Here is a 24,562-nt window from a genome sequence, read left to right on the forward strand (position 1 = left end):
GATCAGCGCCGCCAAGGGTTCGGCCAGATTGTTGGCAAGGCTTGCATCCTCGGCCACCAGCACCTTGGCAACGCCGGAAAGCTTGGCGGCCTGGTCGGCAGCCGCCTTGGCACCGGCACCGGCCACCAGCACATGCACGTCGCCGCCRATTTTGGCGGCCGCCGTCAGCGCCTTTGCCGTCTGGTCGGAAAGGTGGCTGCCGTCGTGGTCAGCCAGAAGCAGAATAGCCATGGTTTTGTTCTCCCTTTCGGTTCGAGCTCAACGATCCCTTGGCGATCGGAGCTCAACGGTTCTGACGTGGTTCATGCGTTTGTCCGCAAACCGGTTCCCACTTTGCGGANCCCTTTCGGTTCGAGCTCAACGATCCCTTGGCGATCGGAGCTCAACGGTTCTGACGTGGTTCATGCGTTTGTCCGCAAACCGGTTCCCACTTTGCGGAMGCATGAACTAGAGCACGCCGGCTTCGGTCTTGAGCTTYTCGACCAGYTCGGCCACCGACTTGACCTTGATGCCGGCCTTGCGGCCTTCCGGCTCCTCGGTCTTCAGCACCTTCAGCCGCGCGGTCGTGTCGACACCGAAGTCGGCAGGGGTCTTTTTGTYGAGCGGCTTCTTCTTCGCCTTCATGATGTTGGGAAGCGAGGCATAACGCGGCTCGTTCAGGCGCAGGTCGGTGGTCACCACCGCCGGCAGCTTGATGTCGATCGTCTGCAGGCCGCCGTCGACTTCACGCGTCACCGTTGCCTTGCCGTCACCGATCTCGACCTTGGAGGCAAAGGTGCCCTGGGCCCAGCCCAGAAGCGCCGACAGCATCTGGCCGGTCTGGTTCGAATCGTCATCGATCGCCTGCTTGCCGACGATGATCAGCCCCGGCTGTTCGGCCTCGGCCACACCCTTGACGATCTTGGCAACAGTGAGCGGCTCGACCTGGTCGTCGGTCTCGACCAGGATCGCCCGRTCGGCGCCCATGGCGAGCGCCGTCCTGAGCGTTTCCTCGGCCTTGGCCGGACCGACCGAGACGACCACGACCTCGTCGGCCTTGCCGGCTTCCTTCAGCCGCAGCGCTTCTTCCACTGAGATCTCGTCGAACGGGTTCATCGACATCTTCACGTTGGCAAGCTCGACACCCGAGCCGTCAGCCTTCACCCGGATCTTGACGTTGTAGTCAACCACCCGCTTTTCATGGCCAACCCTTTCCGGCAATTTTCGTTGTCTGCTGACGGTGGTTACATCCGCCCGCGCTTAGCTTCGGGATCATAGGGCGATTCCGCGATGACGCGGGCCTTGCGCCGCTCGCCGAGGATCGGGACTTCGAGCTCCGTCCCCGGAACGCCAAGCTCGACCGGCAGTAATGCGAAGGCGACGTCGTGGCCGAGCGTGTAGGCATAACCGCCCGAGGTGATGCGCCCGACCAGCTTGCCCTGGTGGTAGACGCCCTCATAAATCAGCGAGCTTGCGCCATCGGTGTCGATCGCGATGGTGAAGGAACGACGGGCAATGCCCTCTTCCTTTGCCTTTGCCAGAGCGTCGCGGCCGATGAACTCGCCCTTGTCGAGGCGCACGAAGCGATCGAGGCTGCTTTCCCAGGCGCTGAGTTCCGGGTTCATGTCGCGATACATCGCCCGGTAGGACTTTTCGAGACGCAGCGATTCCAGCGCCTGCAGTCCGATCAGCCTCAGGCCATGGGCCTTACCGGCGGCTAGCAGCGCATCGAGCAGGTGTCGCTGGTAGCAGAGCGGATGATAGAGTTCCCAGCCGAGTTCGCCCTCGTAGTTGACGCGCAGCAGGCGGACGTCGCTGGCGAGCCCCACCGTGCCCGATTGCACCCCGAACCATGGGAACGCCTCGTTGGAGAGATCGATCTCGGTCAGCGATTGCAGCACGTCGCGCGCCTTCGGGCCAACGATGGTGAAGCAGCCGCGATCGTTGGTGACATTGCGAAGCTGGACGCTGCCATCCCTAGGCAGAAGCTTCGACAGATCGTCGAAATTCCAGCGCTCGGCTCGCGGCGTCGAAATCAGGTAGAACGAGCCGTCTTTCAGCCGGGCGACGACATATTCCGCCTGGACACCACCCTTCGGGGTCAGATGATGGCTGAGGTTGACGCGGCCGGTCTTCGGCAAACGGTTGGCAAGGATGCCGTCAAGCCAGGCTTCGGCGCCGGGGCCACTCACTTCGAACTTCGTCATCGGCGTCATTTCGACGAGGCCGACGGCATTTCTGACGGCGTGAACCTCCTCGCCGACATATTTGCCCTTCTCGGTCCAGCGCCAGCTGTACTGATCCTTGGCTTCTACGCCCTCAGGCGCGAACCAGTTCGGCATTTCCCAGCCGTTGAGTACACTCCAGACGGCGCCCTTCTCGGTCAACCGATCATAGGACGGTGCAGTCTTCTGCGGCCGGGCGGCCGGCATGTCCTGACCGGGATAGTGCTGTTCGGCATGGGTGCCCCAGGCTTCGCGCACCTTTTCGCGCGTCCAATTCTTGTTGGCGTAGTCGCCGAAGCGGCGCGGGTCGAGCTCGGAGGTATCGAGGCTGTTGCCGCCTTCGACGATACGCTCGGAGAGATAGTAACCGATCGCGCCACCCCAGAGGATGCCGCCGGGCACGCCTTCGGCGATCCAGACATTGTCGAGCCCCCAGGCCGGCCCCACCAGCGGCAGTTCGTCGGCAGTCATTTGGAAGGGACCGCGGACATTGGCCTTGATGCCGACGCGACCGAGCGCCGGCACGAGGTCCATTGCCCGCTCCCAGTTCCAGGCGACCGAATCGAAATCCTCTTCCAGCAGGTCGGCGCCGAACCATTCCGGCACGCCGTTTTCGGCAAACAGCTTCAGATGCTCTGTCTTCTCGTAGGGACCGAACATCAGGCCGTCGCCCTCCTCGCGCAGGTAGCCCTCGAACCCCTCGTCGCGCAGGATCGGCATCTCCGGCAGGCCCTGGCGCTTGCGCTCGATCACTTCAGGGACGGCATCGGTGATCCAGTATTGGTGGACGATCGGGATCGCTGGGATTTCGAGTCCGAGCATCGCGCCGGTCTGGCGCGCATAGTTGCCCGTCGCCGAAATGATATGTTCGCAGATGATCTCGCCCTGGTTGGTCTTGATCTTCCATTCGCCGCTCGGCATGCGCTCGAAGCCGCGCACCTCCGTGTTGAGATAGATCTTGGCGCCGCGATCGCGCGCGCCCTTGGCCATCGCCTGGGTGACGTCGGCCGGCGCGATGTGACCGTCATCAGGATGATAGAGCGCGCCGAGCATCTCCTTGTTGTTCTCAAGCAGCGGCCAGAGTTCGCGGGCTTCCGCCGGTGAGACGAGTTCGGCGCGAATGCCCTGAACCTCGGCAACGCTCATGTAGCTCTTGTACTCGTCGAAACGGTCGCGGGTATTGGCGATGCGCAACTGGCCGCATTTGTGCCAACCGACATGCTGGCCGGTTTCGGCTTCGAGGCCCTCGTAGATCTCGATGGTCTTGGCGATCATGCGGCCGATATTGATGCTGCGGGCATAGGACGGAATGAGGCCGGCGGCGTGCCAGGTCGAGCCGGCTGTCAGCTGCGTGCGTTCGAGCAGCGCGACATCGGTCCAGCCGCGCTTCGTCAGACCGTAGAGAATGGCTGCGCCGACGCAACCGCCACCGATGACCACAGCCCGTGCATGAGTTTGCATAAAGAGGTTCCCTTATGTGGAATTTTCAGCAACTTACAAACGGCTGGCACGCTTGTAATCTTGCTAAAAATTGTCCGGGGGCATAACCTCAGTTTATGCATAGACTCCGCTCGCTCGTCCCCTCCGCCAACTATCTCTTCGTCTTTGAGGCCGCCGCCCGGCGGCAGAGCTTTACCGGTGCTGCGGAAGAGCTGAATGTCAGCCAGCCGGCCGTCAGCAAGACGATCCGACTCCTGGAAGAGGCGACCGGCCTGAAACTCTTCCGCCGCGAACACGCCCGGCTGGAACTGACGGCCGAGGGCAAACGGCTCTACAAGGAAACCCAGGAAGCGTTCGACCATCTGCACATGGTGATCTCGTCGCTGAGGCAAAAGCACTCGCGTGATATCGTGCGCGTCTCGTTCTCCGCATCCTTCGTGCAATTGTGGCTTCTTCCCAGGCTGAAGGCCTTCAAGGCGCAGCATCCTGATATTGCCTTGCGCATTGCCGAAAGCAGCCGCGACGACCAGGACCTCTTGGAGGAGGATATCGATCTTTCTGCCCGGCTCGGGACCGGCAAATGGCCGGGTATTCACGCCTGGCATTTCGTCACCGAGGAAGTCTGGCCGGTGTGCAGCCCCGCCTATCTGAGAGAGCATGGGCCGATCGAAACCCCAGCCGACCTGCTCAACCACACGCTGCTGCATTTCGAGGAGCGACATCGCTCACGCGTCGGTTGGCGGGAATATCTCGAGCGCAATGAAGTCTCGGCCGCCAAGCTGACGCAGGATTTCGTCTTCACCGATGCACTCAATTCGATCGAGGCAGCCGTGCACGGGCAAGGCGTCGCGCTCGGCTGGAAGCATCTGGTGCACGACCACCTGAAGGCGGGCAAGCTCGTCTGCCCGATCCGGGCGAGCTATCACTCTGGCCAGAGCATCCATATCGTCATGCCTTCCCAGCGCCCGCCGAAGCGGGGCACCGAGATCTTTCGCGACTGGCTGATGGAGCAGAATGCCGACGCCGACATTTTCGCCGACGAGGTTGGTTAGAACCGCTCGCCGACGAAGTGGGCGACCTGGGCTCCTGCCTCGTAATAGACTTCCTTCAGACGCCGCATCGGCGGATCGCTCGGGTCGCTGAGCGGCAGCGGCAGCTCCGCCTCGGTGATCTCGCCCAGGATGTGACGCGCCAGCACCCGGCCGAACACCGTTCCCGGCGCGATGCCACGACCGTTATAGCCGGAAAAGCCGACGACATTCGGCGCGAAGCGGTGGAACCGTGGCAATGCATTGGTGGTCATGCCGATCTGGCCGTACCATTCGCACTCGAAATCGACCTTGCCCAATTGCGGGAAAAGCCGGGCAAGCGAGCGGCGGGCCCAGGCCTTGTGGACGGCCGCACCGCCGTTGCGCAAGGCACCGACGCTGCCGAACACCAGCCTGCCCGCCTTGTCCATGCGGAAGGACGAAAGGATTTCCTTGGTGTCCCAAACGCCTTCGCGGTTGGGCAGAATACTCGAGAGCAAGTCGGGTGCGAGCGGCCGCGTCGCAAGATTGAAATAGGGCAGATACACCTGCTCGGTCCGCACCCGTTCCCATGGGCCGGTGCTATAGGCATCAGTCGCGACGATGATCCAGTCCGCCGTCACGGACGCCCTGTCGGTCACCACCTTCCAGCCACTGCCGATCCGCTCCGTCGAGACGACCCGGCTCGAAGTGTGCAGGACAACGCCGGCGCGCTGGGCCGCATGCGCCAGGCCGCGCACATAGGCGAGCGGCTGCAAGGTGCCCGCCCGTCTGTCGAGCAGGGCGCCGGCATAGGCGGTCGTGCCGATCCTTGCGGCGGTCTCGGCCGCATCGAGACGTTCGACCGGCGCGCCGCGCTTTTGCCATTGCGACGCACGGTCCTTGATCTCCCTCAGGCCGGCATCGCCGACGGCACAGTGCAGCGTGCCGTTGCGTTCGAGTTCGCAGGCGATCGCGTGCTTGTCGATCAGGTCGATCACGACGCGCGGCCCGTTGCCGAGCAGATCCAGCAGCCGCTCTCCATGCACATCGCCGAGCTCGCCTGGTAGATCGTCAGGCATCACCCACATGCCGGCATTGATAAGACCGACATTTCGGCCCGCACCGCCAAAGCCGATCTCCGCCCCCTCGAGCAGGATGACGCTGCGGCCGGCTTCCGCCAGATGCAGGGCAGCCGAAATGCCGGTGAAGCCGCCGCCGACGACGACCACATCGGCGAATGCGTCAGCGGCAAGCGGGCCGGTGACCGGCGGCGGCGGGGCGGTCTTTTCCCAAAGCCCATGGGAGCGGGGATCATTCAGCATCGTTCAGGTCCTTCGTGCGGGGGTGTCGCTCGTCTTTTCCCGCAACTTCCATCAATCATGACAATGATAACGCCGCCATCACTGTGTAAAGACCACCGTCCTGTGGCCGTTGAGCATGACGCGGTTTTCCAGGTGCATCTTCACCGCCCGGGCGAGAACCCGGCTTTCGATATCGCGGCCGGTGGCGACAAAATCCTCGGCACTCATCGAATGGCTGACCCGCTCCGTCTCCTGCTCGATGATCGGGCCCTCGTCGAGGTCGGGCGTGACATAATGCGCGGTCGCCCCGATCAGCTTGACGCCGCGCGCATGGGCCTGGTGATAGGGCTTGGCGCCCTTGAAGGACGGCAGGAACGAGTGGTGGATATTGATGATCCTGCCATAGAGCCGGTTCGACAGATTATCGGAGAGCACCTGCATGTAGCGGGCGAGGATAACGAGGTCGGCTTCCGTCTCACGCGCCAGGTCGATCAGCCGCTGCTCCTGTTCGGCCTTGTTGTCCTTCGTCACTTTCCAGTGGTGATAGGGGATACCTCCGAGCTCGGAGGTCCTTGCGCTGTCGTCATGATTGGAGACGATGGCGACCACCTCGGCATTCAGCCAGCCGACGCGGATCTGGTAGAGCAGATGCAGCATCGCATGATCGAACCTCGAGACCATCACGATGATCTTCGGCCGCCGTGTCGCGTCGGCAACCGTGGCCCTCATGCCGAAGCGATCGATCGCCGGTTTCAGCGCCCGCTCGACACCGTCTCGCGACATGCCCAACGGACCGGTAAAGGCAATGCGCATGAAGAAGCAGTTGGTCTCGACGTCGCGGAACTGATTGCTTTCGACGATGTTGCCGCCGATCGCCGCAAGCTCGGTCGTCACCGCGGCAACGATGCCGGGCTGGTCGTCGCAGGCGAGCGTCAGGACGAATGAGGCAGCGGTGCCTGTTGATGTCAGGTTTGCGGGCATCAAGGTCATGCCTCTTTCCTTTCGTGATAACGGTGGCCGGAATGGCGCGCCGTTGCGGCTCAGCTCTTGGATTTCGACTGGCCAAAGACGTAGTCGGTGACCCTGGGCAGAAAGGTCTCGCTGTAATACCCGCGCGGCTTGTCGCCGACTGCGACCCCTGCATTGAGAATGCCGGCCTGGTAATCGTCGGCAAACAGCGAATAGGGGTAGACGGGGTCAACCGCGCTTGCTGCCTGCAACTGCTGGCGCAACTCGGCGGGAATCGAAAAATCCAGTGCAGCCAGATTGTCGTCGAGCTGCTCGATCCGGCTTGCGCCGATGATGGCAGCACCGACGCCGGGCTGCGTCACCACCCAGTTCAGGGCGATTTGCGCCATGCTGCGGCCGACCTCGCCGGCAACCGCTTCGAGCGCAGCGACAATGCGCCTATTGCGTTCGGTAAAGAGCCCGAGCCCGCTGCCGGAGGCGTCGAGCGAAAGCCGCCCTGCGGCCTGCTGGCCGGCCCGGTATTTGCCGGAGAGCAAGCCCATGGCGAGTGGACTCCAGGCGGTGATGCCGAGGCCAAGCGTCTGGGCGAGCGGCACGAATTCGTTCTCGATGCTGCGTTCGGCCAGCGAATACGGTAGCTGCAGGCAGATCGGTGGCGTCAGCGCATGCGCCTCCGCCCAGGTCTGGGCGCGTGCCGCATACCAGCCCGGCACGTCGGAAAGCCCGGCATAGCGGATTTTCCCGGCGCGCACGAGATCGTCGAATGTCCGCATGACCTCTTCGGCCGGCGTGATCCTGTCCCAGGTATGCAGCAGATAGAGGTCGATGTAGTCCGTTTTCAGCCGCCGCAATGAGGCGTCGACGGCGCGCATCAGGTTCTTGCGGCCGTTGCCGCCGGCATTCGGATTGCCGGGCTCGACGTTGTTGGAAAACTTGGTGGAAATCACCACCCGGTCGCGTATGCCCGCCTCGGCGACGAACTTGCCGATCAGTTCCTCGCTGACGCCAGCCGCGTAAGAATCGGCCGTGTCGATGAAGTTACCGCCGATCTCGAGGTAACGGTTGAAGATCGCGCGCGCGGCATCCTCGTCCGATCCCCACGAACCGCCGATACCCCGAATGCCGCCATTGCCGAAGGTCATCGTTCCGAGCGCGAGCCGGCTGACCCGCAAGCCCGAGCGCCCGAGAAGGTAATAGTGGTCCATGGACATCAGTGGTTCCTGGTTTATCGCACGTGTTTGCCGCTGGCGCCGATCACATGTGGCCGTGGTGGCTCCGGCGGGCGACGCTTTGCTGAACGTGGTTGATCATGGTTATGAAGTCGAAGACCGGTCGACCGGTCGCCGTCTGCACCGCATGAGCATAGGGCGGCAGATCGCTGCATTCGAGCAGAATGGAGCGAACATCCGGGTTATCCTCGACGAGTTTGCGGGCAACCTCGGTCACTTCCCGCTCGATCTGAGCGCTGTCGAGCGTGCCTTTCTCCTCAAGAATGGCTTCGCGGAATTCCGTCTGCCCTTCCATGCCGGCAATCGCAAGAGGGATATGCCCTGGCACGTTGCTCGCCTCGAAGTGGCGCGGCGTCAGTCGGCTAGCATTGGCCGTGATGATGCCGACGCTGCCGCCGGCGGCCGCATGCATGAACGGGATCTGCATCAGGCTCGACAGAAACACCGGAATATCGACCGCGGCTGCAACCTCTTCCTGGAAATAGGCCATGAAACCACAGGCGCCGGTGATCGCCTTGACGCCGCGGTTCTGCAATTCGACGGCCGCTTCGATGAAGACGTCGCGAAGTGCGGGATCGCGCTGGTTGAGCAGCCGGTCGATCGAGGCGCCGCGCACCTCCTGGAAGCGGACCGGAAAGTCATAGGTGGTGGCGTTGCCGACATTGCCGGGCACGCAGGGGTACGCAGCATCGAGGATGAGGATGCCGATCTGCTCCCCGTACCACGACTGCGTCTTCCGCGTGACTGTGTAGACAGTCATCGTCTTGTCTCCGATATCAAATTGTTCGCTAACCGGCATACCTGCCGGGAGGGGGGACGGGAGCCTAGCGGCTCCCGCAACCTGTTGCGGCTGGCAACTATATTACTGGACCAGGCGCGGCGCGCCGGTCTCGGCCGCCGTACCGTCAAGGCCGTAGGATTTCAGGATGCCGACGATGGTGCCATCCGCATGCATCGCCTCGATCCCGGCATCCAGCGCGACACCCAGTTCCTTGGCGTTGAAGGAATAAGGGAACGCGGCCTGTGCGGCTTCCTTGGTCGCCCTCACCCGGTCGTCGGAGGCAGCGACCTTGACCTTGACGTCCTTGAGCGCACCGTTCTTTTCAGCGACGACGCCGGTCGAATAGCCGTCCACCGCCACGTCGATGCGGCCGGAGAACAGGTCCTGCTGCATGTTGACCGAATTCGGATAGAGCCTCAGCTTGGAACCGAGCATGGTCTTCAGGTCGGTGACCCAGAGATAGCCCTGCACTGTGCCGACCTGTTTGTCTTCAAGGTCGCCGACATCCGCGAAGCCGTTCTTGGAATAGATTGCCATCTGATCGGTGTAGAGCGGCGCCGAGAGGTTCATGACCTTGGCGCGCTCGGCCGTGCGGTACCAGTCGCCGGTGGCGATATCGGCCTGACCCGAAAGCACGTACTGGATGGCGGCGGCCGGATCGACGGCGACCGCCTTCACCTTCAGGCATTCGCGCTTGGCAAATTCCGCAGCGATATCGCCGTCGATGCCCTTCATGTTGCCGCTGTCGTCCAGGTAGGAATGCGGCACATAGGTTGTGACGGCAACCGTGAGCGTACCCTCTTCGATGGTGGCGAAGGTGTGTTTCGGTGTGCAATCCTGCGCAAGCGCCACCTGGCTCGATACGAGGAGGCCGGCGATGCCGGTCAGCAGAAGGCGGGTTTTGGTCGCAAATGTGGTCATGCCTGAATGCCCTTTCGTGGTGTTGGTTCAGCGTTGCGCGTAGGAGCCGGCGCGCTTTTCGACATGACTGACGAGGAGAGCGGCGGGGATGGAGATCGAGGCGTAGAGAACGCCGGCGGCTAGCAGCGCCGGGAAATAACGGAAGGTGTTCGAGCCGATTTCATAGGCGCGGCTGACGAGTTCCGGCAGCGCGATGGTGAAGCACAGCGACGTGCCCTGGAAGATCAGGATCGAGAAGGCGAGCAGCGCCGGAAGCGCGACGCGCAAGCCCTGCGGCAGCAGGACGTAGCGCAAGGCATCCAGTCGATTGAGACCAATTGCGACGGCCGCCTCGCGCTGGCCATGCGGGATCGACTGCAGGCTGGCGCGAATGATCTCGCTGGTATAGGCGCCGGTGTTCCAGGCAAGCGCGATGACGGCCGCGGTGAAGGACCCGAGCGTCAGGCCCGATGTCGGCAGGCCGAAATAGATGAACTGCAGCAGCACCAGCGCCGGCGCGCCGCGGCCGACCTCGACCAGGAACAGAGCCAGTATCTTTGTCAACCGGCTCTTGGCGAGCACGCCAAGTGCAAGCAGCAGCCCGAACGGAATGCCGATCAAGAGGCTGAGCACCGTGACCTGCAGGCTGATCGACAGACCCGACAGGAGATCGGGGAGCCAGGCGGAGAGTTCTTCGTAGCTCGGCAACATCAGCGGGCCACCTTTGCTTGCAGATAGCTGTCGGCGACGCGCGACAGCCAGGCGACCGGCAGGCTCAAAAGGATGTAGAACATGCCGACCAGAGCGAAGACTTCGAGACCGCGGAATGTCAGTTGCGACAGCTGGTTGCCCTGGAAGGCAAGTTCGCTGACGCCAATGGTCGAAGCCACGGCCGTCTCTTTCATCAGGCCGATCAGGTAGCTCGCCGCCGAAGGCAGAGCGACGCGGAAGGCCTGCGGGGCGACGACGTCGGTCAGCGTGGACCAGCGGCCAAGGTTCAGCGCCGACGACGCCTCCCATTGGCCGAAGTGTATCGAGGCCAGCGCGCCGCGGTAGATTTCCGCCATGTTGGCAGCCGCGATCAAGCCGAGCCCGGCCAGCGCCGCGTTGAACGGGCTGATCGGGAAGACGCTCATTCCCAGGCCGAAGAAGATGATGAACAGCCAGAGGATCGGCGGAATGCCGCGCACGATCTGGATGAGCACCATCGCCACGATCCGCAGCGGCAGGATGCGGCTCTGCCTGGCCGCCACCAGCGGCATCCCAAGCACGGCGCCGGCCAAGAACGCGCCGAGCGTCAGGGCGACCGTCCAGGGGAGCCCGCGCAATATGGCGAAGACGTCGGCCGTGCTCATCGGTCGTGCACCGCCCGAAGGAAGCGCTTGGTGCGCTCCTGCTGCGGATTGCGCATGACGTCTGCCGACGGCCCCTTCTCGATGATCTTGCCATCGGCCATGATCATCACCGTGTCGGAAACATTCTCGGCAAAGCTCATTTCGTGAGTGACAACGATCATCGTCATGCCGGTTTCTGCCAGTTCCCGCATGACAGCGAGGACTTCGAGGCCGAGTTCGGGATCGAGCGCAGAGGTCGGCTCGTCGAACAGCATCACTTCAGGGTCGAGTGCGAGCGCTCTCGCAATGGCGATGCGCTGCTGCTGGCCGCCGGAACAGCGGCCGGGATACTGTTGCGCCTTGTCGGCCAGGCCGACACGCTTCAGCAATTGCATCGACCGGTCGTCGGCGTTTCTGCGGCTGCGTCCGAGCACGCGCTCCTGCGCCAGGCTGACATTTCGCAACACCGTCATATGCGGAAAGAGGTTGAAGGACTGGAAGACCATGCCGACGCTGCGGCGCAGGGTCGAAAGTTCCGATCGCCCGGCGGGTGCGGCCGCGTTGAGCGAGATGTCGCCGATAGTGACATGGCCGCCATCCGGCGGCTCGAGATAGTTGATGCAGCGCAGCAGCGTGCTCTTGCCGGAGCCGCTCGGGCCGATGATCGCCAGCACCTCTCCGGGCATCACCTCAAGGTCAATGCCGTCGAGCACCGTGTGATTGCCGTAGTGTTTGCTCAACTTGTCGAGCTTGATAAGCGGCTTTCGCGCCCGGCCTTTTGCGGAAGGCATCCTTTTGGCGGCCAGAGCATCGTCTTCAGTCATTGTCGGTTTGCCACTCCCCAAGTGCAAGACAGCGCCATCCATGACGATTTCGCTCCACTGCAGGCACGGATCGACCCTGCGCCGGGCAGGCCGCGTCCTGTTCGCTGAATGTATTTTGATGTTTGTCGTGCGCCGCGGGGCGAACGACAGTCGTTCCCGTTCTTTTCTTGTGGATCACCATAACGATTCGACGTCTGGTCGGCAGACGACAAAAATTGCAGAGCCGCATAACCTGAGGTTATGCCATTGGTGGGAGCGTTACACTGTATTGCTTGGAAACCGATCGAACGCGTGAACTGCCAGGCGTTTGCGTGATGCGCAAAGCCATGCGAACGTCCTGCCGGTCAAACCAAAAATGGTTAATGCTGACGATCCGCGCTGTTGGCAAGATAACACTATTTTAACCACGACCGATGAGCAAAGCCTTCAGATCGCTAGATATCGCTATGCTTATTGAGTCGAACGAAAATTGCCTGCGTCGTCCGCAAGTGATAGAAAGAGCTACAGAATTGCAACCGAACAGAGAAGATTCTTGTGCTTGTACACCCGGTTCGACGCTCGGAGCTTCGGTGTCCAGCCGCACCATAGGCGAGCAGCATTGACCGCGACACTTTTCGCGATAGCTGTGCATAAGGGTCGACTGAAATAGTACGACCATGTATTTCGAGCACGGCGTCTCGATCATATCAATGGTCACAGGCGGTCCAGTCAAAACCGCGACGGAAAGGGAAAGGCTAGAATGTCAGGTACTGACTCGACGTTGTCTGCTGCGTCTTCCGTGGACGATACCGTCCTTGGCAATACCGATGAGGTCATCTCGCTTTATGACGAGGCTCTTCATCTCGTCGGGGCCTCGGTCGCGCTTCAGCGAAGCTACGAGGTGGCTGAACTGGTCGATGCAACGCTCTGGCACGTCTACCCCGAATTGTTGGAGCCGGCCTCGAAGGCAATGGCAGAATCCGTTCTTGCCAATGGCGTTCCACGCAGCATCGAAATCATCGATGCGCCCAAACGATCACGGCGGACACTGCTCGTCTTTCGCGCCGGACATGGCATCGGCGTCATCGAGACGGACGGGGCATCGGTCCGGCGGGAAGCCGCGAGCCAGGGCGAAAACGAGCGTGCGCTGCTGCTTCACCAGGCGACGCACGATGCCCTGACTGGTTTGCCCAACCGGCGTCAGTTCAGCGATGATCTGCGAAGCGTATTGCCGGCGGTTCATGAAAAGAAGCCGGCGCTGATGCAGATCGACCTCGACGACTTCAAACCGATCAACGATACGCTCGGACACGGTGCCGGCGATGCGGTACTGAGGATGGCAGCCGAACGCATCCGCAGCGTTCTGCGCGACGGGGAGGTCGCCTACCGGCTTGCCGGAGACGAATTCGCGATCATTCAGCGCGACGCCGATCAGCCTATGGAAGCCGAGCGGCTGGCCAATGCTGTGGTCAACGCCTTCAAGGAGCCTTTCACGGTCGACGGCATTTCGGCGTTCGTGGGTGCGAGCATTGGCATCGCCGTTGCCCCGCCCGATGGCAACGAGGGCGAACAGTTGATGAAGGCCGCCGACATCGCCCTTTATGCGGCCAAGAAGGAGGGCCGCGGCCGCGCCAAAACCTTCAGCCGTTCGATGCTGATCGTGCTGGAACAACGGGAAATGCTGCGCCGAAGCCTGCGCACCGCGCTTCAGGAAAACCAGTTCTCCCTCGAGTATCAGCCTCTGGTGAAGCCGCCTTTCACCATTGTCGGTTTCGAGGCGTTGGTGCGGTGGCGTCATCCTTTGGTGGGCATCATTCCGCCCAATGTCTTCGTGCCGATGGCCGAAGCCGATGGGCTGATGAGCGATATCGGCCAGTGGGTGCTTGAGCAGGCCTGCCGCGAAGCAACCAAATGGCCCTCGCATTTTACCGTAGCCGTCAACCTGTCTCCGGCGCAGTTCCTGCACGACGGCTTCACTGATCGCGTGTCGCAGACGCTGGATATGGTCGGATTGCGGGCGGACCGGCTCGAACTCGAAGTGACCGAATCGGTTCTGCTTGAGAAGACGACCAACAATCTCGACACGCTCAATACGCTGAACGTCCTCGGCATTCAGATCTCGCTCGACGATTTCGGTACCTACTATTCATCGCTGAGTTATCTCAAGAACTTCCCGTTCGACACGATCAAGATCGACCGCTATTTCATCAAGGATCTGGAGAACGACGAGAAGAGCCAGGTGATCGTGCGTTCGATAATCGCGCTCGCGCACGGGCTGGGAATGTCAGTGACCGCGGAAGGCGTCGAAACGCGGGCGCAGGCCCTATGGCTGGACCACGAAGGCTGCGATCGATTGCAGGGGTATTTCCTTGGTGTTCCGATGCCGCCCAATACAATCGACAGTTACTTGCGCCAATCGTCGACGATGGAAATATCATAACACGGCGAGGGGCTATGCTGTCGGGTCGGCCACCGGCGCAAGGGCCGCCTGGCCGCTCACCGGTTTGCGTGCCTGATAAATCAGCCTAGAAGTGCCTGCGGGCCGTGGCAAAGTTCCGCAGATGGAGGACAAAGCAAGCATGGACGTCGGTAACAGTGTTCCAGCTGAAGCGATTTTTGAGCCCCTGCTCCAGTTCGAAATGGAGATGGGAACATTTCTCTCGGAGTGGCAGCATTGCGACCATCTCTCCAGCTATCTGGCCCGGATGATCAGCCACAACAGGACCGATCCGGTAAGGCATTCGAACTTCTTCTCGTCGGCGCTCAACGAACTGCTTGAAGTTTCGTTCCGCAGCGGCGCCGCCAGCGGTCACATCGGTCTGGCGATCTACCGACATGGCCCGATCGAGCGGGTTCAAATCACGTTCCCATGCCCAGCCGAACAGGTCCCGTTCTACCGCGAGGCGGTGTCGAAGGTTGATCGCAGCGATGCACATGCCCGCTATCTCGATTCCATATCGACCGACATGGCGCCCAGTCGCGAGTCCATCCTACTTGATCTCGCCATCAATTTCGACGCGAGCATCCGCATTGAGGAAAGCACATTGCACGCTGTCACGCTGATCGTCGACCTGCCGCTGGAAGGGCTGGTGAGTTGAGCGTCGCGGGCCTTTCTCCCAGTTTCAAGGCGGCGTTCGACGCCAACAGCCAGGTGTTTTCGCTCGCCGGCGTCATCCGGCCGCGGTCGGTCGACGAGATCGCCGATAGCATCGCAATGCTCAAGCAGGCGATCGACGGCGTGCGCGGCGTACTCTACGTCGACGTGAAACGCCTGATCCAGATGAATAACACCGCATTCCATGCCTTCGTGCGGGTTGCCCTCGACGCCTGCCGTGCCCGCGCCGACTTGCGCGTGGTGATCGTAACGTCGAGCGTCGTCGGCTGGGCCACCAGAATGTTCGGCCATCTCAACGAGATCGAGCCGCAGATTACAGTCGAGGTGTACGATTCGACGTTCTATCCCGGACAGAGCTTCGTCGAAGACACCAGCTTCATCCCGATCCTGAGAACCCAGACGAAGATGACCTGGCGGCACGAGCGTTCGATCCTGCCTCGGCACGGGCTGCGGCCCGGCATTGCCATGGCCGACGTCTGCTGCGGCATCGGCGACTTTGCTGTTCTCGTCCAGAAGGAATTCCAGCCGGCAAGGATCGTCGCCCTCGACCACTCCAAGGCCAGTCTTGCCTATGCACGCGAAGTGGCGACCAACTTCGGCATCACCGATATCGAGTACACCTACGGCGATGCATCAGAAATGCTGCTCGAGGACAACCAGTTCGACTTCGTGAGTTGCCGGCATTCGCTGCAGATTTTCAACGAACGGGAGCTGCTCCTGAAGGAGCTCTACCGGATCTGCAAACCCGGCGGACGTGTCTACATCACCAATGAAAAAAACTCCCATTGCCTCGGCGAGCCCCGCGCTCAAAGCATCCAGTGGACCTACAACGAAGTTGCTAAACTGTTCAGTCATTTTGAAATGGACGTCGAACTCGGACCGAAAAGCCGCCGTTACCTTGCCGATGCAGGTTTCGACGACATCCTGGTCGAATCGTTCATGGTGACGAATCACGACGGCGATCCGCAGGACTTCGCCGACGTGATCGCCGCCTGGGAACACGTCTATGCCGGCGAAATGGCTGTCCGGCGCGGTGATCCGCCGGAGTTCATCCAACGCTTCCGGCAGGGGTTCAGGGATCACATCTTTGCCGCGCTGCACCCCAAGGGCTATGCCGGCTGGCCGATCTGGGTCGCATCGGGACGCAAGCCGACATGAAGGAGCCCAGTACCCCAAGCTCCCGCCTCGGCTTGAGATCCTTCCGCGCCAAGTTCGTGCTCGTTGTCGGCGGCGCCGTGCTGTTCGACCTGATGGTGACCGGCGGCCTTGCCCTTTGGAACGTGCAGAGGCTGTCGCGGGATGCCGCGACGGAAGTCGGTCAGGGCCTGCAAAAGGCCAACCAAGACTATATGCGCTCCTACGCGGAATCGACCGCCGCCCGCGTCAACCTGCTTCTTGGCCAGGTTCATACCGATGTCGGAACGCTCGCTGGCGTTCTGCAGTCGCAGATCGATCGGCCGGTGCGCAAATCGCAAATCGGCGAGGCCCTTGCCCGCGGCGCACCCGGCGCCGTCACCGTCGTCTACGACGAGAAGGGCGGATGGGCTCAGAACCTGCCCGGCCCGCTCTCTGTGATCAGCGTCTGGGGATATCTTCTGGGGCCGGACCACCATCCGCTTCCTGACGTCCAGGCGGATATTGAGAACAGCGCGGTACTCGACCTCGTTGCGCCGAGCCTGCTGGAAAGCGGGCGCTCCAAACTGCAGATGTACTACATCGGCCCCAAGGAGCGGCCGATTTTCCGGACCGCGCCCTATACGGATCAGGCGCAAACCTTCGATCGGCTTTATCCCGGTCACAATCAGGCTGAATTCTGGACGTTCTTCTTCCCCGGCATCTATGAATCCTGGGAGCAATGGGCGAAGGATCCGAGCCTCAGGCCGGTGGCGAGCGATATTACCCAGACGGCGCCCTATACCGACGCGATCACCGGCAAGCTCATCGTCAGCTTCTTCCAGCCGCTGTGGTCCCGCGATCGAAAGACGGTGGCAGGCGCCGCCGGCGCCGACATCACGCTCGACCAGCTGGCCGAGGTCGTGCAGAACGTCAAGGTCGCCGAAAGCGGTTTTGGCTTCCTGGCAATGTCCGACGGCAATGTGCTCGCCATCAACCCTGCCGGCGAAAAGACGATCGGGCTGCAGACCTCAAGCGATACCGGCACACAAGGTGTGACCGGTGCCGACCGCTCGCTGCGCAAGAGTGCTCAGCAGGCCATTGCGCAATTACCGCTCGGGCAGGACGGCGTGATCCAGCGCGTCATGCTCGACGAGGCCGGCGAGAAAGTGCCTTATCTCGTTCTCCTGAAGCAGCTGCTGCCGGAGAATTTCTGGATGTCCGGCCCGGTTCGCAAGGAGACGATGTCGCTCGGCATCGTGGTTCCCGAGCGGGAAATCTATGCGTCGCTGTTTGCCGCCCAGACAGGTATCTCGCAGGCGACCAACCGCATTCTCGCCTATCAGATCCTGGCGCTGCTTGCGTCCTTGCTCTTCGTGACGGCGGCGGTGTTCGGCATCTCCAAGCGCGTGACCGCCGGCATCAGTGCGCTTGCCGGCGCCGCCAAGCGCATCCAGGCGAAGGACTACTCGGTCCGGGTGCCTATCTCGACGCGCGACGAAGTGGGCGAAGCCGGCACGGCCTTCAACCGGATGGCCGAAGAGATCAGCTTCCACACCGAGAACCTCGAGCATCTCGTCGAAGAGCGCACCAAGCAGATCGAGGAGGCCAATCAGCAGATCTCCGCCCTGAATAAGCAGTTGCGCAGTGAGAACCTGCGCCTGGGCGCCGAGTTGGCGGTCGCCCGGCAAATCCAGATGATGGTGCTGCCGAAAGCCGGCGAGCTCGACGAGATCGCAGAACTCGAAATTGCCGCCTATATGCGTCCCGCCGACGAAGTGGGTGGCGACTATTACGATGTTCTGCGCGATGGCGCACGGTTGAAGATCGGCATCGGCGACGTGACCGGCCACGGCCTTGAAAGCGGCGTATTGATGCTGATGGTCCAATCTGTCGCTCGTGCCTTGCAGGAAGCCGGCGACATGGATCCCAATCAATTCCTGAACCGCCTGAACCGGGCGATCTACAAGAACATCGTGCGCACCAACACCGACAAGCACCTTTCCCTCGCATTCCTCGATTATGATGGTGGCCGCCTGACGCTTTCCGGGCAGCACGAGGAACTGATCGTCGTTCGCAACAGCAAAGAGGTGGAGCGCATCGATACGCTGGATCTGGGCCTGCCGATCGGTCTGGAGTCGGATATCTCGCGTTTCGTCGCCACGCGCGAGGTCGCATTTGCCCGCGGCGACATGATCATCCTGCACACAGATGGTGTGACCGAGGCAGAGAACGCGGCGGGCGAATTGTTCGGCATCGAGCGGCTTTGCGACAGTGCGCGGCAGTTCTACGGACGCAGCGCCGAAGATGCGAAATCAGGTATCATCGAAGACTTGATGGCGCATATCGGCAAGCAGAAAATACACGACGACATTACCCTCGTGGTCATGAGACACAGGTGAGCAGATGACGACTTTGTACGGACCGGCGGACCTGACCAGGGGTGCCAACGAAAGCGTGACGCGGCTGCGCCTCTATGACGGCCAGCTCAATCTGAGCTGGAAACATTGCGCCATCGCCTCGGATTTCGTCGCCGAGCTGATCGCCATGCGCTACCGCGCCTCGCGCAATGCCTACAAGGAAGTTCGCCACAATATCGGCTACCTGACAAACGAGCTGGTCGAAAACGCGGTGAAGTTCCGTGCCACCGGCGGCATCATGGTCGAGGCCTCGATCGACGACAGCAACTTCCGTGCCAAGGTGTCGAATTTCGTCGATGGTGAGACTGCAGCCCGCTTCCAGGATCTGCTTTCCGAGATCACGACAGGTGATCCGGGCGACCTTCTGATCGAACGCATCGAAGCCAACGCAATCGGCACAGGCAAGAGTGGATCTGGTCTTGGTCTATTAACACTGATGAGCGATTATGGCGTCCGTTTCGCTTGGGTTTTCGGACCCAACGGCGACGGAGGCGGCATCGCGCTCGAGACTTATGCCTCGATCCCCGTCCCCGATATCTCGAACTGACAAGCAGGTGAACATGGAAATCAAGGACGAGGACTACCGCATTTGGTCCGAGGGCAATGACATACACTTCGAGGGAACCATGCGGCTTCCCGGTACGGAAGCCTATGCCCCTATCTTCTCCCTTGCCATGGGCGTGCTTGAGGCCGAGCCCGATCGCATGACGATCGACCTGACGGAGTTGCAGTTCCTGAACTCGTCGGGGATCAACCTGCTCGCAAAACTGACGATCGAGGCGCGCAACCGTCCGAACGTGCAATTGACCGTGCGCGGAACCTCCGAGATCCCGTGGCAGTCGAAGTCCCTACCCAATCTCAAGAAGCTCCATCCCGGCATCGACCTCAGGCTGAACTGAGCCGCGATTTGCCAGCCTGTCTCTTGCACAGGCTGCCTGCGGTCATCCGGGCAAATGCCCGGCTTGACCTACTGCGGTTTCCTTAAATCCTATTCGATTTAAGGAAACATGCAGCAATTCAAAGTGCTACAGCGATCTTTACGCGTCTAGTAGGACGCGCGGCGCTGTAGGCGCCAACGCCTTTCTGCGCCGAAACCGGCCTTTCCCTTCACACATTTTCTTCGGCGTCGGCAACCGGAGCCGACGGAAAAGGTGGACTGACAACAATGTCCCCTTTTGGCCGGGACGTCGAATGGACATCGCGACGACGCTTGTCGGCGGACGGTTCACAAGATTTCGATTTTACTCCGATCCAGGCTGCCCCTAGGCTTCATCCGGTTCAAACAGCACCGGGAGGAAACGCCATGAAACGCAGGCTCGTACTTGTCGCGGCCGCTCTGGCCTGCTCTATCGTCGGGGCCCACGCCCAAGACACGACGATGAGTTTCTTCGTCACCAGTGCAAATCCGGGCAAGGGCGGCAATCTTGGCGGTCTTGCCGGTGCCGATGCCTATTGCAACACGCTGGCCACGACGAGCGGCTCGACCGGCAAGACCTGGAAGGCCTATCTTTCCACCGACGCGGAAAATGCCAAGGACCGTATCGGCGCAGGCCCCTGGTACAATGCCAAGGGCGAAAAGATCGCCGACGATGTCGCCTCTCTGCATAGCGACAAGAACAACCTTACGAAGCAAACCGCACTCAACGAGAAGGGCGAGGTCATCAACGGCCGCGGCGACACGCCGAACCGGCACGACATTCTGACCGGCTCCAAGGCGGACGGCACTGCCGCGCCGGAGACCTGCGGCAACTGGACCCTGGGCGGGACCGACGGCGCGGCCATTGTCGGCCACAGCGACCGAACCGGCCTCAACGATAGCGCCGAAGCCAAGTCCTGGAACGCCTCGCATGCGACCCGCGGTGGCTGCACCCAGGAGGCCTTCAAGGGAACGGGCGGCGACGGCCTCTTTTACTGCTTCGCTGCGAACTGACCACGGCAGCCCACAAAATGTGCCCGCTCTACAGTACCGCATGGAGCAACGCCGCATCTCAGCAGGTCGCTGCGTGTCTCAGGCTTCGGCGGGTTGCCGCCGACTTTCACGTGACATGAGCGGACGTCTCGTGGCGGCCAACTTGCAAAACAGTTTCGAATCCGACCGGGTCTCGATTTCATGCTCGACACGCTATGAGAATGATTACGGCCGGTGCAAGACCAGCATACGCCTTCCCGCCGGGTGTTCAGCTTGTGCGTCGCTATGGGCGCGCAGAAGTTCATGTCCGAGGTAAAGTGTTTCAAAGACTGCATCGATTGCGACAAATGCATCGACATCCACACGTCGGACGAGGCATATAGGGCGTTGGCGCCAACCGGTAGAGTGGCCCGCCCTTCTATCACCGCGATCCGCATTTAAAGCCGTGGATCGGCGAAACCGTGATCAGCTCTGAACCGCCCCTATGATGTCGTATTCCACTACAATCGAGCGCTCCCCTTCCTTCCCGTCGGTTATCCGAATCCTTGTTCGCAACACAGGCCGGTGCTGATCAGATGACGACGATCCCCTCCGGCACGGACGCTTCCGACGCATCCGCCAGCTTCAATTCCCGCATCGTCGCACTCGTCGTCGCCATCGCCTTCTTCATGCAGATGCTCGACGGGACGATCGTCATTACCTCGTTGCCGCAGATGGCGGCTTCCTTCGGCGTCCAGCCCGTCGCCATGAGCATCGGCATCACCGTCTATATGCTGACGATGGCGGCCTTCATTCCGCTCTCCGGCTGGCTCGGCGATCGCTTCGGGGCGCGCAACGTCTTCCTCGTCGCGATCGCCATTTTTACCCTCGCGTCGCTCTTTTGTGGATTGTCGGGAAGCCTCGGCCAGTTCATCGCTGCACGCGCGGTGCAGGGCATCGGCGGCGCGTTGATGACGCCGGTCGGCCGGATCATCGTGTTGAAGAACGCCCGCAAGTCGGAGCTTGTCGGCGCGATCGCGCTCATCACCTGGCCGGCACTGATTGCCCCGGTCGTAGGCCCGCTTCTCGGCAGCGTCATCACTACTTACTTCAGCTGGCACTGGAATTTTCTGATCAACATCCCGATCGGACTGATCGGCCTGGCGCTGGTGCTGCGTTTCGTTCCGGATCAGCGCGAGGAAGCGACGCGCCGCCTCGACGCCAAGGGCTTCGTGTTGTCGTCGACCAGCCTCACACTGGTTCTGGCCGGGCTCGAAGCCTTCGTCCACGGCACAGCCAATGCATTGGCGATCGTCCTGGTGCTGGCAACAGGTGCTGCCATCGGGGTCTTGGCGACACGGCACTTCAAGTCAATCACCAATCCGCTGCTTAATCTCTCCGCCTTGAAGGTTCAGACCTTTGCTATGTCGACACTGTCGGCCGGCACCGCCTGCCGGGTCGCGATCAATGCGACGCCCTTTCTGATTCCGCTGCTCTTCCAGGTCGGCTTCGGCCTCGCTCCGATCCAGACCGGCATCTATGTGCTCGCCTACTTCGCCGGAAATCTCGCGATGAAAACGGCGACCACGCCGTTGCTGCGCCGTTTCGGCTTCCGCAGCATACTCGTCGGCAATGGCCTGCTCGCCTCACTGGCGATCGGCGCCTGCGCGATGCTTTCAACGGATACGCCACAACTGCTGACGCTTCTGCTGCTATTTGCTGCCGGGCTCTTCCGCTCGATGCAGTTTACCGCACTCAATACCCTTGGCTTTGCCGATATCAACGCGAGCCAGCGCAGCTCGGCGTCAACCCTGTCGAGCATGCTCCAGCAGGTGGCCATGCTTCTGGGCGTTGCGGTTGCCGCCGCCGTTCTCAATCTGTCGCAAGCCCTTCGCGGCGGCGAAACGGCAGCCCTTGCGGACTTCCGCTGGGCGTTTCTGGTGGTTGCGTCGATCGGCATCGTCTCGAGCTTGCGTTTTCTTGGCCTGCCTCGGGAGGCGGGCGCCGAGGTTTCCGGGCATACAACCCGACCTCGCACAACGTAGGCATTCGAACGGGCTAGCTCGCATGCCCGGGCAGCAGCGCTCTCATCTCAATCGCCGCCCGTCGGCTTCGCATTCAGTCGTCCAATCGCAGCCGGAAGCGGGCGGAAAAATCGCCCTCCCACCACATCGGGAAGTTCGTTCCCCACTTGTTGTTGTGGATGTTGAAACGAACGCCTTCGCTGAAGTCCGGCAATGTCTTGCAGAACGTCATAAAGTCCCAAGCCTCGGGCGCGACCAGGGGCGTGTCGAGCGGCTCGATCGACAACGAACCACCCGAAGCAAGATCGCCGCGAACGCCGGTGACCGCCTGAAGTTGCGCGCCGCCACCGGCAGCGGCGTTGCCGGATTTGTGCCAGAGCCCCATTTTTCGCAGGCTCCACGCGACATCGCCTGCTGGCATAAAGGAGAGAAAGCTCGCCTCCGGCATGCGGTTGGCGCTTTTTTCGTGCAAGGTCAGGTGAAGTTCGAGCGTGTCGTCTTCGCCTGAGAAGGCGAGAGCGACATGGCGCGGCGCGCCGTAACCGGCAACCGCCTGCTCAGGCATGGACAGGAGCAGGCCGGATGCGTCCGCTGCCTGAAAGGTCGGCGTAAAGACACGGGACAGAGCCGCGCCGGACCGGGCAAGACCCGGCTTGTCGTGATCGAGGATCGCCCATTCCTGGCGATGAGTCAGATAGGTGTCCATGTGCCTGTTGACGTCGGTAGCGTCATAGCTCTCGTAGCGATAGGCGATCAGCGGACCTGACCGGCCAGCCATGTACTTCCCGGACGGGGCAGTCAGCGAAAGAATGTCTCCGGTCGAAGGTTCGAGCTCGATCGACCAGCTGCCACAGGCGAGACTGGTCCGCCTGTCTCCTCTGGCTATCAGGGCCGGTACGGTCAATTCGGCCAAGGCGGCATCGGCTGCCGCTGCGTCCGGGCCGTCGAGCACTGAGCGAGCGTCATCAAGATAGGCGCGCTGTTCGCGCCAGGAGGCTTCCGTATAGGCAAAGCGGTGGTCGGTCTTGCGGGCGGCCTCAAAGTCGGGCCGAGACCAGGCCGTGTCGTCGCGCAGATAGGATTTGATATCGACGCCGCAGGTATGTTCGGCCGCCATCGTCAGCTTCTGCCCGAAAGCCAGGCGGCTGGCGGTCAGGCCTTCGGCTGCGAACCGGTCGTAAAGCCGTTGAAGCGCTAGGAAACGGGCGGTCTTTACCGGATCGGAGGCGCTGCCGTGGATCCAGCTGTCGCCAAGCTCGTGCTCGACGACGGGAAAAGCTTCCCGCGCATCCCAGATCAACGCGCCATAATCTTCGAGCGTTGCCGCGCGGACGGTCGCATCCGGCTGTTCGCGGCGCATGTCGCGATAGACCTCGGCGGTCTGCGGCACGCTTTGCGGACCGATATTGTCGCTTGTGTGGGCAAAGCTCAGGCCGTCGGCAAAACCTTCGGGGAAATAAGTCTCCCCATAGGATCGCTGATACATGACGACGATTTCTGCGCCGCCGGGCGCACGCCAGCGAAAGATGTCAGGTGTTTCAGGCGGCGGCGACGCGGTGTTGACGCCGAGATGCAGGAAGCGAATGCCGGCCTCGGCCAGCAGCGGCACCATGCCGAGCGTATGCCCCGGCACGTCCGTCATCTTGCCCGCAATCGTCTTCTTGCCGAACCTCCGATCGAGTTCCTGTGAATAGGAAAGGCCGGCACGAAAGAGCTCCGGCGACATCAACTCCGTATGTGTGGTGAACGGCAGGCCATGCCAGCGGATCAGTCCGAGATCGATTGCCCGCTCGAGCTTCTTCACCTCCGCGGCCGAACGCGACGTCAGGTGATCCCAGATCAGCCAGGCACCGGTCGTCCAGACGAACTTCGGATCTCGCGGATCCTCGGCATAAAAATGCTCGGCCGTCTCGATCGCCTGCGGAATGAACCGGTCGTGGTACTGGCGACGCACCTTTTCCGCGTGATCGGTGAAGCCAATGTCGAGATGGGTCTTGAAGACCAGATGCACGCATTTTTCTGTCATGTTCT

At 61.7% G+C, this 24,562-nt stretch carries 20 protein-coding genes and 1 pseudogene; 9 read left to right on the top strand and 12 right to left on the bottom strand.

What is annotated here, in order from left to right; all coding sequences use genetic code 11:
* From ASD00_RS14720 to ASD00_RS14730, 3 genes and pseudogenes are all read right to left on the bottom strand, one after another.
* Positions 1-231 (bottom strand): annotated as a pseudogene (locus ASD00_RS14720) (electron transfer flavoprotein subunit alpha/FixB family protein); the annotation flags it as partial.
* Positions 232-447: 216 nt separating this feature from the next.
* Positions 448-1,200, bottom strand: coding sequence for an electron transfer flavoprotein subunit beta/FixA family protein (locus ASD00_RS14725; RefSeq protein WP_057207340.1), 753 nt, complete (start codon positions 1,198-1,200; stop codon positions 448-450).
* A 23-nt stretch (positions 1,201-1,223) separates the two neighbouring features.
* Positions 1,224-3,665, bottom strand: coding sequence for an FAD-dependent oxidoreductase (locus ASD00_RS14730; protein ID WP_025428318.1), 2,442 nt, complete (start codon positions 3,663-3,665; stop codon positions 1,224-1,226).
* Between the two features lie 95 nt (positions 3,666-3,760).
* Here ASD00_RS14730 and ASD00_RS14735 point away from each other — a divergent pair, with 95 nt between their 5' ends.
* The gene (locus ASD00_RS14735; protein WP_057207341.1) at positions 3,761-4,696 is read left to right on the top strand and encodes a LysR substrate-binding domain-containing protein; all 936 of its coding nucleotides are present in this window, start codon (positions 3,761-3,763) and stop codon (positions 4,694-4,696) included.
* Here ASD00_RS14735 and ASD00_RS14740 read toward each other — a convergent pair.
* From ASD00_RS14740 to ASD00_RS14775, 8 genes are all read right to left on the bottom strand, one after another.
* Positions 4,693-5,976 (bottom strand): FAD-binding oxidoreductase, encoded by a 1,284-nt coding sequence (locus ASD00_RS14740; protein WP_057207342.1) that lies wholly within the window; start codon positions 5,974-5,976, stop codon positions 4,693-4,695. The two genes, ASD00_RS14735 and ASD00_RS14740, sit on opposite strands and share 4 nt — an antisense overlap.
* 78 nt (positions 5,977-6,054) lie before the next feature.
* Positions 6,055-6,945, bottom strand: coding sequence for a formyltetrahydrofolate deformylase (purU, locus tag ASD00_RS14745; RefSeq protein ID WP_057207343.1), 891 nt, complete (start codon positions 6,943-6,945; stop codon positions 6,055-6,057).
* Between the two features lie 50 nt (positions 6,946-6,995).
* Positions 6,996-8,135 (bottom strand): aldo/keto reductase, encoded by a 1,140-nt coding sequence (locus ASD00_RS14750; RefSeq protein WP_057207344.1) that lies wholly within the window; start codon positions 8,133-8,135, stop codon positions 6,996-6,998.
* Between the two features lie 43 nt (positions 8,136-8,178).
* Positions 8,179-8,913: an aspartate/glutamate racemase family protein gene (locus ASD00_RS14755; protein ID WP_025428313.1), complete on the bottom strand. Its 735-nt coding sequence runs from the start codon at positions 8,911-8,913 to the stop codon at positions 8,179-8,181.
* Positions 8,914-9,015: 102 nt separating this feature from the next.
* Positions 9,016-9,855, bottom strand: a complete 840-nt coding sequence (locus tag ASD00_RS14760) for a transporter substrate-binding domain-containing protein (RefSeq protein ID WP_057207345.1) — start codon at positions 9,853-9,855, stop codon at positions 9,016-9,018.
* 27 nt (positions 9,856-9,882) lie between these two features.
* Positions 9,883-10,545, bottom strand: a complete 663-nt coding sequence (locus ASD00_RS14765) for an amino acid ABC transporter permease (RefSeq protein WP_025428311.1) — start codon at positions 10,543-10,545, stop codon at positions 9,883-9,885.
* Positions 10,545-11,189, bottom strand: coding sequence for an amino acid ABC transporter permease (locus ASD00_RS14770; RefSeq protein ID WP_025428310.1), 645 nt, complete (start codon positions 11,187-11,189; stop codon positions 10,545-10,547). The genes ASD00_RS14765 and ASD00_RS14770 overlap by 1 nt, the downstream gene beginning before the upstream one ends.
* Positions 11,186-11,959, bottom strand: a complete 774-nt coding sequence (locus tag ASD00_RS14775) for an amino acid ABC transporter ATP-binding protein (RefSeq protein WP_025428309.1) — start codon at positions 11,957-11,959, stop codon at positions 11,186-11,188. Before ASD00_RS14775 ends, ASD00_RS14770 begins: the two co-directional genes overlap by 4 nt.
* Positions 11,960-12,731: 772 nt before the next feature.
* On the opposite strand from ASD00_RS14775, the gene ASD00_RS14780 reads away from it, so the two are divergent.
* The 8 genes from ASD00_RS14780 (at position 12,732) to ASD00_RS14820 (ending at position 22,552) form a co-directional block, all read left to right on the top strand.
* Positions 12,732-14,411, top strand: a complete 1,680-nt coding sequence (locus ASD00_RS14780) for an EAL domain-containing protein (protein WP_025428308.1) — start codon at positions 12,732-12,734, stop codon at positions 14,409-14,411.
* A gap of 139 nt (positions 14,412-14,550) precedes the next feature.
* Positions 14,551-15,069, top strand: a complete 519-nt coding sequence (locus ASD00_RS14785; RefSeq protein ID WP_025428307.1) for a hypothetical protein — start codon at positions 14,551-14,553, stop codon at positions 15,067-15,069.
* Entirely contained in the window at positions 15,066-16,244 is a 1,179-nt protein-coding gene (locus tag ASD00_RS14790; protein ID WP_025428306.1) for a class I SAM-dependent methyltransferase, read from the top strand. The genes ASD00_RS14785 and ASD00_RS14790 overlap by 4 nt, the downstream gene beginning before the upstream one ends.
* On the top strand, positions 16,241-18,601 hold the full coding sequence (locus tag ASD00_RS14795) for a SpoIIE family protein phosphatase (protein ID WP_025428305.1): 2,361 nt from the start codon (positions 16,241-16,243) through the stop codon (positions 18,599-18,601). Before ASD00_RS14790 ends, ASD00_RS14795 begins: the two co-directional genes overlap by 4 nt.
* Positions 18,602-18,605: 4 nt before the next feature.
* Positions 18,606-19,166 carry an ATP-binding protein gene (locus ASD00_RS14800; protein ID WP_025428304.1) on the top strand — a complete coding sequence of 187 codons (561 nt, stop codon included), beginning with the start codon at positions 18,606-18,608 and terminating at the stop codon, positions 19,164-19,166.
* A gap of 13 nt (positions 19,167-19,179) precedes the next feature.
* Positions 19,180-19,518 (top strand): hypothetical protein, encoded by a 339-nt coding sequence (locus ASD00_RS14805; protein ID WP_025428303.1) that lies wholly within the window; start codon positions 19,180-19,182, stop codon positions 19,516-19,518.
* Between the two features lie 404 nt (positions 19,519-19,922).
* On the top strand, positions 19,923-20,549 hold the full coding sequence (locus ASD00_RS14810; protein WP_025428302.1) for a DUF1554 domain-containing protein: 627 nt from the start codon (positions 19,923-19,925) through the stop codon (positions 20,547-20,549).
* A gap of 554 nt (positions 20,550-21,103) precedes the next feature.
* Positions 21,104-22,552, top strand: a complete 1,449-nt coding sequence (locus ASD00_RS14820; RefSeq protein ID WP_057207346.1) for an MFS transporter — start codon at positions 21,104-21,106, stop codon at positions 22,550-22,552.
* Between the two features lie 73 nt (positions 22,553-22,625).
* On the opposite strand, the gene ASD00_RS14825 is transcribed toward ASD00_RS14820, so the two are convergent.
* Entirely contained in the window at positions 22,626-24,557 is a 1,932-nt protein-coding gene (locus tag ASD00_RS14825) for a DUF5054 domain-containing protein (protein ID WP_057207347.1), read from the bottom strand.
* Positions 24,558-24,562 lie beyond the last annotated feature (5 nt).

The sequence above is a fragment of the Ensifer sp. Root31 genome (assembly GCF_001424825.1).
GTDB classification, from domain to species: Bacteria; Pseudomonadota; Alphaproteobacteria; order Rhizobiales; family Rhizobiaceae; genus Ensifer; species Ensifer canadensis.